The sequence below is a fragment of the Stenotrophomonas sp. PA-6-5C genome, from assembly GCF_021605635.1.
GTDB lineage: Bacteria > Pseudomonadota > Gammaproteobacteria > Xanthomonadales > Xanthomonadaceae > Stenotrophomonas > Stenotrophomonas lactitubi.
Window position 1 is genome coordinate 1 of the sequence record NZ_WKEE01000002.1, and the last position, 12,854, is coordinate 12,854.

At 68.0% G+C, this 12,854-nt stretch carries 11 protein-coding genes; 3 read left to right on the forward strand and 8 right to left on the reverse strand.

The genetic code is table 11. The annotated features are described in order from the left end of the window. Positions 1-315 precede the first annotated feature (315 nt). Genes GIW57_RS00795 through GIW57_RS00805 form a run of 3 tightly spaced genes read left to right on the forward strand, consistent with a single transcriptional unit; the run spans position 316 to position 2,718 of the window. Positions 316-885 (forward strand): DUF1190 domain-containing protein, encoded by a 570-nt coding sequence (locus GIW57_RS00795; RefSeq protein ID WP_032976852.1) that lies wholly within the window; start codon positions 316-318, stop codon positions 883-885. A gap of 7 nt (positions 886-892) precedes the next feature. Beyond that, a complete protein-coding gene (locus tag GIW57_RS00800) occupies positions 893-2,071 on the forward strand; it encodes a glutathionylspermidine synthase family protein (protein ID WP_236508877.1) in 1,179 nt (392 codons plus the stop codon). After that, the gene (locus GIW57_RS00805; protein WP_236508878.1) at positions 2,071-2,718 is read left to right on the forward strand and encodes a hypothetical protein; all 648 of its coding nucleotides are present in this window, start codon (positions 2,071-2,073) and stop codon (positions 2,716-2,718) included. Before GIW57_RS00800 ends, GIW57_RS00805 begins: the two co-directional genes overlap by 1 nt. A gap of 129 nt (positions 2,719-2,847) precedes the next feature. Here GIW57_RS00805 and GIW57_RS00810 read toward each other — a convergent pair whose 3' ends face one another. The 8 genes from GIW57_RS00810 to mnmG all read right to left on the reverse strand — a co-directional run bounded on the left by GIW57_RS00810 (position 2,848) and on the right by mnmG (position 12,321). After that, positions 2,848-4,146, reverse strand: a complete 1,299-nt coding sequence (locus GIW57_RS00810) for a DUF58 domain-containing protein (RefSeq protein ID WP_236508879.1) — start codon at positions 4,144-4,146, stop codon at positions 2,848-2,850. Continuing rightward, the gene (locus GIW57_RS00815) at positions 4,143-5,129 is read right to left on the reverse strand and encodes a MoxR family ATPase (RefSeq protein WP_089237639.1); all 987 of its coding nucleotides are present in this window, start codon (positions 5,127-5,129) and stop codon (positions 4,143-4,145) included. The genes GIW57_RS00810 and GIW57_RS00815 overlap by 4 nt, the downstream gene beginning before the upstream one ends. Then, positions 5,126-6,310, reverse strand: coding sequence for a DUF4350 domain-containing protein (locus GIW57_RS00820; protein WP_100462067.1), 1,185 nt, complete (start codon positions 6,308-6,310; stop codon positions 5,126-5,128). The genes GIW57_RS00815 and GIW57_RS00820 overlap by 4 nt, the downstream gene beginning before the upstream one ends. Beyond that, positions 6,307-7,932, reverse strand: a complete 1,626-nt coding sequence (locus GIW57_RS00825) for a DUF4129 domain-containing protein (RefSeq protein WP_236508880.1) — start codon at positions 7,930-7,932, stop codon at positions 6,307-6,309. The genes GIW57_RS00820 and GIW57_RS00825 overlap by 4 nt, the downstream gene beginning before the upstream one ends. Then, positions 7,922-8,914 carry a stage II sporulation protein M gene (locus tag GIW57_RS00830; RefSeq protein WP_236508881.1) on the reverse strand — a complete coding sequence of 331 codons (993 nt, stop codon included), beginning with the start codon at positions 8,912-8,914 and terminating at the stop codon, positions 7,922-7,924. Before GIW57_RS00830 ends, GIW57_RS00825 begins: the two co-directional genes overlap by 11 nt. After that, entirely contained in the window at positions 8,911-9,600 is a 690-nt protein-coding gene (locus tag GIW57_RS00835) for an RDD family protein (RefSeq protein WP_236508882.1), read from the reverse strand. Before GIW57_RS00835 ends, GIW57_RS00830 begins: the two co-directional genes overlap by 4 nt. A 124-nt stretch (positions 9,601-9,724) precedes the next feature. After that, entirely contained in the window at positions 9,725-10,255 is a 531-nt protein-coding gene (locus GIW57_RS00840) for a gamma carbonic anhydrase family protein (RefSeq protein WP_099819819.1), read from the reverse strand. Between the two features lie 176 nt (positions 10,256-10,431). Beyond that, a complete protein-coding gene (mnmG, locus tag GIW57_RS00845) occupies positions 10,432-12,321 on the reverse strand; it encodes a tRNA uridine-5-carboxymethylaminomethyl(34) synthesis enzyme MnmG (RefSeq protein WP_236508883.1) in 1,890 nt (629 codons plus the stop codon). Between the last annotated feature and the right edge of the window lie 533 nt (positions 12,322-12,854).

Consider the following 12,854-nt stretch of genomic DNA (forward strand, 5'->3'; position numbering starts at 1 on the left):
CCGTGAATACGTCCATGTAGGCTCGGTCGCGCCATCCATGGCGCTCACGCCCCCGCAACCGGACCCACCCCGCCTTCGACAGTTGTCCGCGATCTGACGGGGTCGGATCCCGTCGCTGCGCAACGGGCTCTGACCCGATTCCTGCTGTTGGTGGGTGTCGACCTTGGTCGACACGTGGATCCACGCCATGCGTGGAGGGAACTCGGGAGGAACGACGAAAATGAAATTCCGTTCATCTTTCCCACTTTGCCGATTCCGGTTGTTGGCCGGGATTTGGCATGATGGGGCATTGTTCCGACTTGAAGGCATGAGGCCATGAAACGTTCCCGCACCACCGCGCTGCTGCTGATGAGCGCTGCGCCGCTGCTGTTCACTGCCTGCCAGAAGGAAGAGCAGGTGCAGGTGCAGGAAGGCCTGTATACCTCGGTGGAGGCCTGCACCACGGCTACCGCTGATCCTTCTGCCTGCCGCAATGCGTTTGCCGAGGCGCAGAAGAAGTCTGCCGATGCGGCGCCGAAGTACGCGACCAAGGAAGCCTGCGAACAGGACTACAAGCCTGAGCAGTGCGTGCAGCAGCACACCTCGGCCGGTACGTCGTTCATCGGCCCGATGATGATGGGCTTCTTCATGTCGCAGATGCTGAGCAACCGCGGTGGCCTGGCCCCGCAGGCGCCTGCTTCGGCGCCGGCCTACCAGGACAAGAGTGCCGGCTGGGCGCGTCCTGCGCCGGGTGGCAGCGGCGGCCTGAACACCGCCAGCGGCATCGGTGCGGGCAAGGCCGGGCTGGCCCCGGTCAGCAGCGAACCGAACCGTGCGGTGACCGCCAGCCGCAGCGGCTTCGGCAGCACCAGTGCGCGCCGTAGCGGCAGCAGCGTCGGCGGCTGATCAATCCATGCAACGTATCCGTATTGCCGAGCGCGCCCAGTGGCGGGCGCGCGCGGAGGAAGCCGGTTTCCGCTTCCACACCATCGACGGCCAGCCGTACTGGGATGAAAGCGCGTATTACGCCTTCACCCTGCGCCAGATCGAACAGGACATCGAAGATCCCAGCGCCGAGCTGCATGCGATGGCGATGGATCTGGTCGGCGATGTCATCGGCAGCGAGCGCCTGATGGACCAGTTGGCGATCCCGGCGCATTACCGCGACTGGATCGCCGACAGCTGGCGCCAGCGCCAGCCGCACCTGTACGGGCGCCTGGACCTGGCCTACGACGGCACCGGTCCGGCCAAGCTGTACGAACTGAATTACGACACGCCGACCTCGCTGTTCGAAGCCAGCTTCTTCCAGTGGCAGTGGCTGGAGGACCAGCGCAACGCCGGCCGCCTGCCGCAGCACGCCGACCAGTTCAATTCGATCCATGAAGCCTTGGTCGAACGCTTCGGCGAACTGGCCACGCAGCTGCCGCCGCCGCTGTACTTCAGTGCGGTGGGCAGCTCGGACGAAGACCGCGGTACGGTCGATTACCTGCGCGACTGCGCTTCGCAGACGGGCCTGCACGGGCAGGCCATCGCCATCGAGGACATCGGCCTGTCCGAAGATGGGCGCTTCACCGCGCTGGACGATACGGTGATCGGCACGCTGTTCAAGCTGTACCCGCTGGAAGACCTGATGGCCGAGGAATTCGGTCGTGCGCTGCCGGGGTCGGGCGTGCAGCTGCTGGAACCGGCATGGAAGGCGGTGCTCAGCAACAAGGGCATCCTGCCGCTGCTGTGGCAGCGCAACGTTGGCCATCCGAACCTGCTGGAAGCACATTTCGATGACGGCAGCGCGCTGGCCTCGGGCTGGGTGCGCAAGCCGCTGTTCTCGCGCGAAGGCGCCAACATCGAGATGCACCTGGCCGACGGCAGCACGCAGCGTAGTGATGGCCCCTACGACGGCCCGGCGATCCTCCAGCGTGCGCATCCGCTCACCCGCTTCGAAGGCGGTTACCCGCTGATCGGCAGCTGGGTGATCGGCGACCATGCCTGCGGCATCGGCATCCGCGAAGACGACAGCGCGATCACCCGCGACAGTGCGCGCTTCGTGCCGCACGCGATCGTCGATGAGGCGCCGACGCGGATCTACGTCTGATGGCGGTGCAACGCCCGCCCGGTCGGCGCGGGCGTCCTGCTTCCGTGCCGGGCCGTCATTTCGACGATGGTCGGGGCCTGAATGCGTTCGCCGACCGCATCGCGGTGCGCTGCCACCGCTGCGATACGCCGGGCTGGGTGCTGGCGAGCTGGCAGCCCTACCGTTGGACGGTGCGTTTCCGCTGCACCGGCTGCAGCGTTGCGCTGGACAGTGGCGACTGGGTGGGCGCGGTGTGCATGCAGGGGCGTCGGCCGTGCGGGTACTGCGGGCACCAATGGCTGTACGTGCATCGCCGGATCGCGTCGGGTGTTCGTTTGCCGGCCACCTTTCCCGCGCGATGTGGGCAATGTGGGCGCAGCAGCGATGTCGACGTGTCGGCCACCCCGCTGCGCGATGCCGAGCCGGCTGATCCGCACTTCGGCCTTCCGCTGCATCTGGTCGAGCCGACCCGCGCAGGTCTGCTTTGGGCCTACAACGCCGAGCATCTGCAGGCGCTTCATCATTACGCCGTCGCGACACTGCGTGAAACCAAAGGGCATCATCGCTCGATGTTCTCGCGGCTGCCGCAGTGGATGAAATTGGCGCGGCATCGTGTGCTGCTGCAGCGCGCGGTGGAGCGGTTGCAGAAGCGCTTGCTGCAGGGGTAGTGCCGGCCTTGGTCGGCGCCGTTGATGGTGTGCCAACCAAGGTTGGCACCTACCAAGGCTATGCGTCGGTAGCGCCGGGCCATGCCCGGTGCCCACGGTGATCCGCCCGCCAGCGGCCGGCATTACCGGTTACAGCAACCCTTCGCGCTTCACCGCCAGGTAGCGTTCCACCAGCGCGGCGGGCAGTGCATCGGCGGTCACGTCCAGCACCATCACCCGTTCGGCACGCAGCGCGTCATGCGCCTGCGCGCGCTGCTGCAGGTACAGGGCGGCGGCACCGGCCTGCGCGGCATCCTCGACCGTATGCACCTCGCCCTCCAGCGCGGCATCCAGCTCGCGCTCGCGCAGGCTGGCCACGCACACCAGGTGACGGCGCTGCAGCAGGCGCACGGCAGCAAGCAGGTCTTCGATGTCTTCATCGCGCACGTTGCTGACCAGCATCACCAGCGCGCGTCGACGCTGGCGCAGTGATACTTCGGTGGCGGCCGCCAGGTAATCGGTGGCCACCGCCTGCGGCTGCAGGTCGTAGCTGGCGCGCAACAGGTGCTGCACCGTGCCCATGCCGCGTTGCGGTGCCACCCAGCGGCGCTCGCCGCCCACCGCGAACAGGCCGGCGGCATCGCCCTGGCGCAGCGCCAGGTAAGCCACCACCAGCGAGGCGTTCAAGGCATGGTCGAAATGCGAGAGCCCGCCTTCGCTGGCCAGCATGCGGCGGCCGCTGTCGAGCATCAGCAGCAGCTGCTGGTTCTTCTCGTCCTGGTACTCGCGCGAGATCAGCTTGCGCGCGCGCGCGGTGGCCTTCCAGTCGAGCTGGCGCAGGCTGTCGCCGATGCGGTACTCGCGCATCTGGTGGAAGTCGGTGCCCTCACCACGCCGCCGTTTCACATGGGCACCGACCAGGCGCGAGGCCTGGTCGGCACTGAACAGTGCGAAGCGGGTGAGCGGCACGAAGTTGGGATAGACCCGTACCTCCAGCGCCGGTGGCAGCGTGCGTTGCTGCCACCACAATCGCCACGGCGAGCGGATGCGCAGCTGCACGCCCTCGAAGGCAAAGCGACCGCGCTGCTGCGGCTGCACGTGGTAGTGCAGCGAGCTGACATGGCCGGCCCGCAACGGCACGCGCTGTGGCAGCGATTCCAGCGGCCAACCGCCCGGCACCAGGTCGAACACGTGCACGTGCATGGCCTGTTCGCTGTGCAGGCGCAGGCCGATCTCGCGACGCACGCCCAGTGCCAGCGCCTCGGGCACGTCGCGTTCGACGCTGGGCGACGGCCGTCGCTGTTGTCGCCACAGATCGACCAGTGCCAGCACCGCAATCAATGCGCCGGCCAGCGCCCAGCTCCAGCGCGGCAGCAGGCCGCCCAGCACCACGCCGCCCAGCACAGCCCAGGCCAACAGCAACGCCAGCAGCAGCGGCGCAGGCCTCATCGGCGCGGCGCTTCGACCTTGGCCAGCAGCGCACCCAGCACGTCGTCGGCATCCTGGCCTTCGATCTGCAGCTCCGGTGCCAGTGCGATGCGGTGGCGCAGGGCAGGGCGGGCGATGTCGCGCACATCATCGGGGGTGACGAAATCACGCCCGGCCAGCACCGCCTGCGCGCGCGAGGCGCGTACCAGGGCGATGCTGCCGCGCGGGCCGGCGCCAACGGCGATGCCCGGCCACTGGCGGGTGGCGGCCACGATGCGCACCGCGTAGTCGATCACTTCGTCATCGACGGTGATTGCCGCGGTGGCCTGCTGCAATGCCAGCAGTTCACCGGCACCGAGTACGCGCGGCACCTGGCTCAGGTCGAAATCGCTGGCGGCACGGCCGCTGGTGATCGCCGCGACCATGCGCTTCTCGTCTTCCAGCTGCGGATAGTCGATCAGCACCTTCAGCAGGAAGCGGTCCAGCTGCGCTTCCGGCAGCGGATAGGTGCCTTCCTGTTCCAGCGGGTTCTGCGTGGCCAGCGCCATGAACGGCGGCGCCAGGGTGAAGGCCTTGCCTTCGATGGTGACCTGGCCTTCCTGCATCACTTCCAGCAGCGCGGACTGGGTCTTGGCCGGGGCACGATTGATTTCATCGGCCAGCAGCAGGTTGGTGAACACCGGGCCGCGGCGGATCTTGAAGCTCTCGCTCTTCGGGTCGTACACCGCATGCCCGCTGACGTCGCTGGGCATCAGGTCGGGGGTGAACTGCACGCGGCCATAGTCCAGTTCCAGCGCCTGCGCCAGCGCGCGCACCAGCAGGGTCTTGCCGAGGCCGGGCACGCCTTCGATCAGCACGTGGCCTCCGGCCAGCAGGGCGACCAGGATCTGGTCGAGCACATCGGCCTGGCCGATGAAGGCGTGGCCGACGGCCTGGCGGATGGCGTCGACGCGTTCGATCAGGCGGGCGGTGGCGGCCGCCGGAAGTTCAGGTGCATCGGTCATAGCAGGGATCTCATCTGGAGCAGCAAGCGGATGCGCTCGCGCAGGGCGGAGGAATCATGCGGCGAAGGCGGCGTGAGGGCGCTGGTGACACGACTGACCGGCCATTGCAGCACCGCGGCGATGGCCTGGTCACGCGCAGCACCGTCGAGTGCCGCAGCCACGGGTGCACGCAGGCGCAGGCGATGCAGGAACAACGCCTGCACGGCCTGGTAAAGGCGCGCACCATGACCGAAGCGCAGCAGCAGTTCGCCACTGGCGCGGACGTGTTCCAGCAGCGAACGGCGCTCGATCACCGGAGCGGGCAGGGCACTGCCGAAGCGTTGCGCGCGCGACCACAGCCAGCCGAGGATCGCCAGCAGCAGCGGCACCCACAGCGGCCAGCCCTGGTAGAAGATGCGCGCGCCCAGTGAAGGCGGGCGGCTGCCGTATACCAGCCAGACTGTGCCGCGCCCATAGTTGGGGTCGAGCAGGTAGCGTGTCAGGTCGCGATGGGAGAGGTCATGCAGGCCATCGCGGGCGACGGCGTCGACTGTGCGGCGGCGCGTTGATGCGTTCGGTCCTTCACCACGCATGACGTCCATGTCGGCCAGCACGTCGATGCGGCCCTTGCCGTGCGGCAGACGCGCGAATACCAGCCCTTGGGTTCCGCCCCAACGGCGCTCGGCCGTGGCGTTGGCCTGGAAGCCCAGGCTGAAGCGCCGACCGCCGCAGAACTCGACATGGCTGGGATCATCGACCACGTGGAAGGGCTGGCAGTCGCTTTCATGGAACAGGCTGTCCACGCCGATCCTGTCCAGCAAGGGACCCTGCGTGCTGCCGGCATCGTCCTCAGCCGGAGGCTGCGTGCGCAGCAGCAGATGGCCGCCGGTATCCACCCAATCCAGCAGGGTCTGCGCAGTGCGCGGCGGCATGTCGGCGGTGTCCTGCAGCAGCACCAGCGTATCGGTGGCGGCCAGTGGCATCTGTGCCAGGTCCAACCGCTGCCGGGACTGCACCTCGATGCCGTCGGCGCGCAGGGCCTGGCCCAGCACATACAGCGGGTTGTAGCTGGCTTCGCCCTGCGGCGGCAGCACGACGGTCTCGGTCACCTTTTCGTGCGTGCGCAGGAACAGGATCGTCAGCGGTACCCCGAACAGGACCAGCGCGCCCAGCAGCAATGACCAGAACAGGCGCGGATTCATGCCTGCCATCCGTACTGCTGGCGCAGCGTGCTGGCCAACGCGTCGAAATCGCTGCGGCTGGGCAGGCGCCCACCGTAGGCGGCGTACTGCCACATGCGCACGATGCGCGCGAACAGTTCACGGTCGGTGCTGTCGGTCAGACGCCGCGAGGCACGCAGGCACTGTGCTTCGGTCGCACCAGGCGGCAAGGCGATGCCGGTGCGCTCGACCAGCGTGCGTACGCTGGCGCGATACAACAGGGCCAGCGCCTGCCGCGGTCGTCCCTGGTCCCACAGCAGGCCGGCTTGGGTCGCCACATCCGGCGGCAGCACCACCGGCATTTCCACCTGTTCTTCGGTGATCTGCGGTGCCTGCTTTTCTTTGCGGCGGCCGGAACCGCGCAACCACGGCAGCCACAGCCGCGCGGTCAACAGCAGCACCAGCAGCAGGACGCCCAGCAACCCCCACAGGCCCCATTCGGCGATCCGGGCCAGCCACAGCTGGCCGCTCCTGCGCGCCTTGCGGTCTGCGTCGCTGCCGGTGTCCTTCTGCAGATCCTTCTTGTCTTTCTTCTTTTCGGCGGCGTCTTCGATCGGCTTCCATCGGCTGACCTGCCGCGTCGGCCGCTGCAACGGATCTTCGTAAGCGCGGTTCACGGCCTGGCGGAAGCCGGCGGTATCCACCGCCTTGTCGCCGAAGATCACCGCCGGTGTATTGGCCGGATCGTTTTCCGCAGTGGCCACGTCCTCGGTTTCTTCCGCATCCTCGTCTTCATCGCCGCTGGCCGCAGCGGTCTGCCCGGCGTCCGGCGTGTCGGCGTCCTGCGCATGCGCGGGCGCCAACGGCAGCGCCAGGCACAGCAGCAGCACCAATGAAGAGGCAACTGGCAGCAAGCGTTCGCGCAGGCGGCGCAGGGCGATTTCCACGTCCCAGGCTTCCATCTGCGTGCGGCGGTTCAAGTACAGGCCGAAGCCGGCGCCCACGTAGAACGGTCCGATCAGCGCCGCTGCCAGCCAGAACAGCAGGTTGAGGCCAAGCTTGGCCCACGCAGGTGCTTCCACGCTGACCATCGCCCACGCCGCGCGCCAGGATTCGGGCAGCAGTTCCAGCGGGATGAAGATGAAGATGGTGGCGATCGCGCCCACCACCAGCACCAGCTCGAATGCCAGGCAGATCATCGCCAGCACCAGCGCAGGGCCCGCAGCGCCGGCAGCGACTGCGCGCCGGCGAGCGCCGCGCTGGGCGGGCGCATTACCCTCCAGCAGATTGACCGGCAGGCACAGGCTGCGCAGGCCGCTGAAACGGCGCCAGCCCAGGTAGCCCCACAAGCCGCTGCCACCCCACTGCCGCTGTGCGCGCAGCGCAGCGCGCGGACCCACCCGCTCGCCGAAGATGCCGCGCGAGAGTACGTACAGCGGCGCGCGCTCGAACAAGGGCTTGCACCACCACATCGCCAGCCAGGCCCAGCCGAAGGCATCCAGCCACCAGGCCAGCGCATTGAACAGCAGGAACAACGGCGCACTGGCCAGCAGCCAGCTGCCCCACACGCCGCGTGCATGGCGGCGGGCCAGCGCGGTGCCCAGCTCCATTGCTTCCCAGCTGCTGCGTGCGCGCAGCACCACGTCCAGGTGGTCAATCCGCATGACTGCCTCCGCGTCCACCGCGCCACAGCCACAGCAGCACGCCGGCCCACAGCACACCGGCCACGCTGAACTTCACGGCGGCCGGGATTTCGGCGATGGACGACCAGAACGCTTCCACGAACGCTGCCAGCAGCAGCATGAAGGCCACGCCCAGGCACAGCCGCGCGCCGATGCGCCCCCCTTCAACCAGCGCATCCAGACGGCGACGCCGCCCGGGAGCCAGCAGTTTCATGCCCAGCTGCAGGCCGGCACCGCCAGCGATCACGATCGCGGTCAGCTCGAACGCGCCGTGGCCGGCCACGAAGCGCCAGAACGGGCCACCGTGGCCGATGTGCTGCAGATGGCCCGCCACCGAGCCGATGGTGATGCCGTTGAACACCAGCACCAGCAGCGTGCCCAACCCCGCCAGCAGGCCGCTGGCGAAGGTGCGCAGAGCGATGCTGATGTTGTTCATGATGTAGTAGCCGAACATCATCCAGTCGGTGCCGCTGTCGCGGCCCAGGCGCTCGGCGGATGGATCGTACATGCGCTCCATCTGGGCGATCTGGCCGTTGTCCATCAGCAGGTGGATGCTGTCCGGGTACACCTGCACCAGCACGAAGCAGGCCAGCGCCGGCACCGCGAACATCGCCAGCGCCGCCCACATGCTGCGCGCCTGGCTGCGTACCAGCAGCGGGAAATCGGCGACCAGAAATTCCAGCGCGCGCCGCCAGCGGGTGGGTGGCGTGCGGTACAGCACGCCATGGCCGTGCTGCATCAGCTGCTGCAGGCGCTGCACCAGCTGCGGGCTGTAGCCGCGTTCGCGGGCCAGCGCCAGCTGCTGGCACAGCCGTCGGTAACGCTGCGGGAAGCTGACATCGCCGGCCTCCTCTGCGCCCGGCTTGCGCCGGCGCCGACGCGAAGCACCGGCGCGATGCTGCAGCCACTGCTCCAGGTCATGCCATTCCTGTTGATGGCGGGCGACGAACTGTTCCTGCTTCATCGTCGTCCCAGCAACCAGTTGGCCATCGCATACAGGCGCAGCACGCCGACCTGGCCGGACGCACTGGTCAATGGCTCGGCGATGCCGGCCAGCTCCTGCTGGCGCGCGGGAGACAGGCGTGGCGCGCGCTCGGCGAAGGCCATCACCGCCGCCTGTTCTTCAGGCCGCAGCGGTTGTGGTGGGGGCAGCACGCTGTCGATGGTGGCCGGCGGCGGCAGGTAGTGCGGTGGCGAATGCACCACCATCGTGCCGGCAACCAGATCGCCCAGGCGGCGGCCATGCGGATCGAACAGGCTGCTGATCAGGCCCAGCGCGTAGCCGAAGGGCAGCATGTCCACGGTGCGCAGCAGGTTGCGGGTGATCGATGCCATCCAGCCCACCGGTGCGCCATCCTGTGCCAGCACCCGCAGGCCCAGCACGCGCTTGCCGAGGGTGCGGCCCCACAGCGCTTCGCAGACGATGGGGTAGGCCCACATCAGCAGGAACATCAGCGCCATGTACAGGCCGCGGCCGAACTCATCGAGCAGGGCCAGCGGAATGGACAGCGCGGTCAGCGCGCCGAAGCGGACGGCCAGGTCGACCAGCCAGGCCAGGGCACGCGGCATCGGTCCGGCCGCAGGCAACTGCAGCGGCACGCCTTCCGGCGTTACCACCTCGCGGTAGGTATCGAGCATCGGCGCGGCCATCAGCGCGATGGCCGCCGAAGTGGGCGCTGGAGTCCTCTCCGGCGTGCAGCCACGGGCATGGGGGTCTCGACGGTTCCTGGTCGGGCCCAGACTTTAGCAGAGCCCGGCCATTGGCGATGCGGGCTCAGCCCAGGTACTCGTCCTTCAGCCGCACGTAGTGGTCGGCCGAATAGTGCAGCGACTCGATCTCCTTGTCGCTGAGCGTGCGCGCCGGACGGGCGGGGTTGCCCACCCACAGTTCGCCTTCGCCCACCACCTTGCCGGGGCCGACCACCGCACCGGCACCGACGAAGCCATGGCGCTCGACCCGGGCACCGTCGAGGATGCACGCGCCCATGCCGATCAGGCTGTAATCGCCGATGCTGCAGGCGTGGATGATGCAGCCATGGCCGACGGTCACGCCTTCACCGATCAGGGTCGGGTAGCCGGCCTTGTTGTACGGACTGTGGTGGCTGACGTGGATGATGGTGCCGTCCTGCACATTGGTGCGCGCACCAATGCGGACGAAATTGACGTCGCCGCGGATGACCGTGCCCGGCCAGACCGACACGTCGTCGGCCAGTTCGACATCACCGATGATGGTGCAGGCCGGATCGACATACACGCGCTGGCCGAGTACCGGCATCTTGTCGCGGAAAGGGCGCAGCGGGGTCATCGGTGTCTCCAGGTGGGGCTGACACGACGATGATACGCGCTCTGCCGATGCCGACCCCGCGCGCGCCTACCGCGACCGGGATGCTTCATGCATCCGTGTCGACCAAGGTCGACACCTACCAGAGCGGACCGCAAGTAGATCCACGCCATGCGTGGATGGCATTTGCCGATCCCGCGTTACGCCACGCGTCCGCGCCGCGCGCGTTCCAGGTGTACCAGCAGCAGCGAGATAGCCGCCGGGGTCATGCCGGGAATGCGCTGTGCCTGGCCGATGGTCTGCGGACGAACGCGCTCCAGCTTCTGCAGTGCTTCGGCCGACAGCCCGCGCACGATGGCGTAGTCGAAATCGCCGGCAATCGGGGTTGCTTCATGCCGCTGCTGGCGCTCGATCTCCTCGCGCTGGCGATCCAGGTAGCCGGCGTACTTCACCCCGATCTCCACCTGTTCGGCCACCTTGCCATCGGCCACGGCCGGGCCGAGCGAGGGCACCTGCATCAGCTGCGCGTAATCCAGTTCCGGGCGCTTGATCAGGTCCAGCACGTTGGTTTCGCGGCTGACCGCAACGCCCAGCGTTTCCTGTACTTCGCGGCCCAGCGCATTGGCCGGCGTCGCCCACAGCGCGCCCAGCCGCGTGCGTTCTGCAACCACTGCGGCCTGCTTGGTTTCGAAGGCACTCCAGCGACGATCATCGACCAGGCCCATGTCGCGGCCGGCCGGCGTCAGGCGCTGGTCGGCGTTGTCTTCGCGCAGCTGCAGGCGGTATTCGGCGCGGCTGGTGAACATGCGGTACGGCTCGTTGGTGCCGTGGGTGATCAGGTCATCGACCAGCACGCCGAGGTAGGCTTCATCGCGACGCGGGCACCAGCCCTCCAGGCCACGCACCTGGCGAGCGGCATTGAGGCCGGCCAGCAGGCCCTGCGCGGCAGCTTCTTCGTAACCGGTGGTGCCGTTGATCTGGCCGGCGAAGAACAGGCCGTTGACCAGCTTGGTTTCCAGCGAGGCCTTCAGCCCGCGCGGATCGAAGAAGTCGTATTCGATGGCGTAACCAGGTCGGGTGATGTGCGCGTTGGCGAAACCGCGGATGCTGCGCACCATCTCCAGCTGCACGTCGAACGGCAGCGAGGTGGAAATACCGTTGGGATAGATCTCGACGATGCCCAGGCCTTCCGGCTCGACGAAGATCTGGTGGCTGGCCTTCTCGGCGAAGCGCACCACCTTGTCTTCGATGGACGGGCAGTAGCGCGGGCCGATGCCTTCGATCTGGCCGCTGTACAGCGGCGAGCGGTGCAGGGCGTCGCGGATGATCTGGTGGGTCTGCTCGCTGGTGTGGGTGATCCAGCAGCTGACCTGTTGCGGATGCTCATCCACCGAACCAAGGAAGGACATCACCGGGCGCGGCGTGTCGCCGGGCTGCTCGTCCATCACGCTGTAGTCCAGCGAACGGCCGTCGATGCGCGGCGGCGTGCCGGTCTTCAGGCGGTCCACCTGGAACGGCCGCTCGCGCAGGCGCGCGGCCAGCGTGGTGGCCGGCGGGTCGCCCATGCGGCCGGCAGCGTACTGGGTCGGGCCGACGTGGATCTTGCCGGCCAAGAAGGTGCCGGCGGTCAGCACCACGGCCTCGGCGTCGAAACGCAGGCCGGTCTGGGTGATGACCCCGCGCACGGCGTCGCCCTCGATGACCAGGTCATCCACGGCCGCCTGGAACACGGTCAGGTTGGCCTGGCCCTCGACGATGGCGCGGATCGCCATGCGGTACAGGTTGCGGTCGGCCTGGCAGCGGGTGGCACGCACGGCCGGGCCCTTGGACGCATTGAGCGTGCGCCACTGGATGCCGGCACGGTCGGCGGCATGCGCCATCGCCCCGCCGAGGGCGTCGATTTCCTTGACCAGATGGCCCTTGCCGATGCCACCGATGGCCGGGTTGCAGCTCATCGCCCCCACCGTTTCGATGTTGTGGGTCAGCAGCAGGGTGCGCACGCCGGTACGGGCCGCAGCCAGCGCGGCCTCGGTGCCGGCGTGGCCACCGCCGATGACGATGACGTCGTAACGATGGAAGGAATCGATCATGGAGGCTGTTCAGCAAGGGGCGGGCGCAGCCGGGGGGGCGTGCCGGGGTGGCGATTTTAGCGCCAATCGGGGCAGGGACGCCGGCGCCGGTCGGCTGGCGTCGAAATCAACCCTAAAGTTGGCAGGATATTTGCAGATAACCCAACAGCACCCACCGTGGCTGGCGCCGCAGGCGCTGGTGACCGGAATTGGAACAGGGGCCGGTACAGGCGCACGGTGGGGAAGCAGAGGGGCCGGCAGTCGGGGGACTGTCCGGCCCTGTTTTTTTTTGAGGCTTCCGGGGAAGCGTCATCCACGCATGGCGTGGATCTACCGTCCCGCGCGCCTTGGTGTCCCGGAACAACAAACGGCCCCGCAATGCGGGGCCGTTCGTCTTCAAAGGTGCCGACATCCGACAGGGCCGGAACAGGGGGGATCCAGATGTTCCTGTCGGATATCGACGCAGAGCTGTTTGGGACGTGCCCTTAACGTTTTTGTCACTTTGTGACGCGGGCCGTCACCACCTGCGTAGATTGAGGCTTGGACCGTGTGAA

What these genes read in the sequence shown, in the direction of transcription:
- GIW57_RS00795 (WP_032976852.1), top strand. Translation starts at nt 316, where the DNA reads ATGAAACGTTCCCGCACCACCGCGCTGCTGCTGATGAGCGCTGCGCCG.
- GIW57_RS00800 (WP_236508877.1), top strand. Translation starts at nt 893, where the DNA reads ATGCAACGTATCCGTATTGCCGAGCGCGCCCAGTGGCGGGCGCGCGCG.
- GIW57_RS00805 (WP_236508878.1), top strand. Translation starts at nt 2,071, where the DNA reads ATGGCGGTGCAACGCCCGCCCGGTCGGCGCGGGCGTCCTGCTTCCGTG.
- GIW57_RS00810 (WP_236508879.1), bottom strand. Translation starts at nt 4,146, where the DNA reads ATGAGGCCTGCGCCGCTGCTGCTGGCGTTGCTGTTGGCCTGGGCTGTG.
- GIW57_RS00815 (WP_089237639.1), bottom strand. Translation starts at nt 5,129, where the DNA reads ATGACCGATGCACCTGAACTTCCGGCGGCCGCCACCGCCCGCCTGATC.
- GIW57_RS00820 (WP_100462067.1), bottom strand. Translation starts at nt 6,310, where the DNA reads ATGAATCCGCGCCTGTTCTGGTCATTGCTGCTGGGCGCGCTGGTCCTG.
- GIW57_RS00825 (WP_236508880.1), bottom strand. Translation starts at nt 7,932, where the DNA reads ATGCGGATTGACCACCTGGACGTGGTGCTGCGCGCACGCAGCAGCTGG.
- GIW57_RS00830 (WP_236508881.1), bottom strand. Translation starts at nt 8,914, where the DNA reads ATGAAGCAGGAACAGTTCGTCGCCCGCCATCAACAGGAATGGCATGAC.
- GIW57_RS00835 (WP_236508882.1), bottom strand. Translation starts at nt 9,600, where the DNA reads ATGGCCGCGCCGATGCTCGATACCTACCGCGAGGTGGTAACGCCGGAA.
- GIW57_RS00840 (WP_099819819.1), bottom strand. Translation starts at nt 10,255, where the DNA reads ATGACCCCGCTGCGCCCTTTCCGCGACAAGATGCCGGTACTCGGCCAG.
- mnmG (WP_236508883.1), bottom strand. Translation starts at nt 12,321, where the DNA reads ATGATCGATTCCTTCCATCGTTACGACGTCATCGTCATCGGCGGTGGC.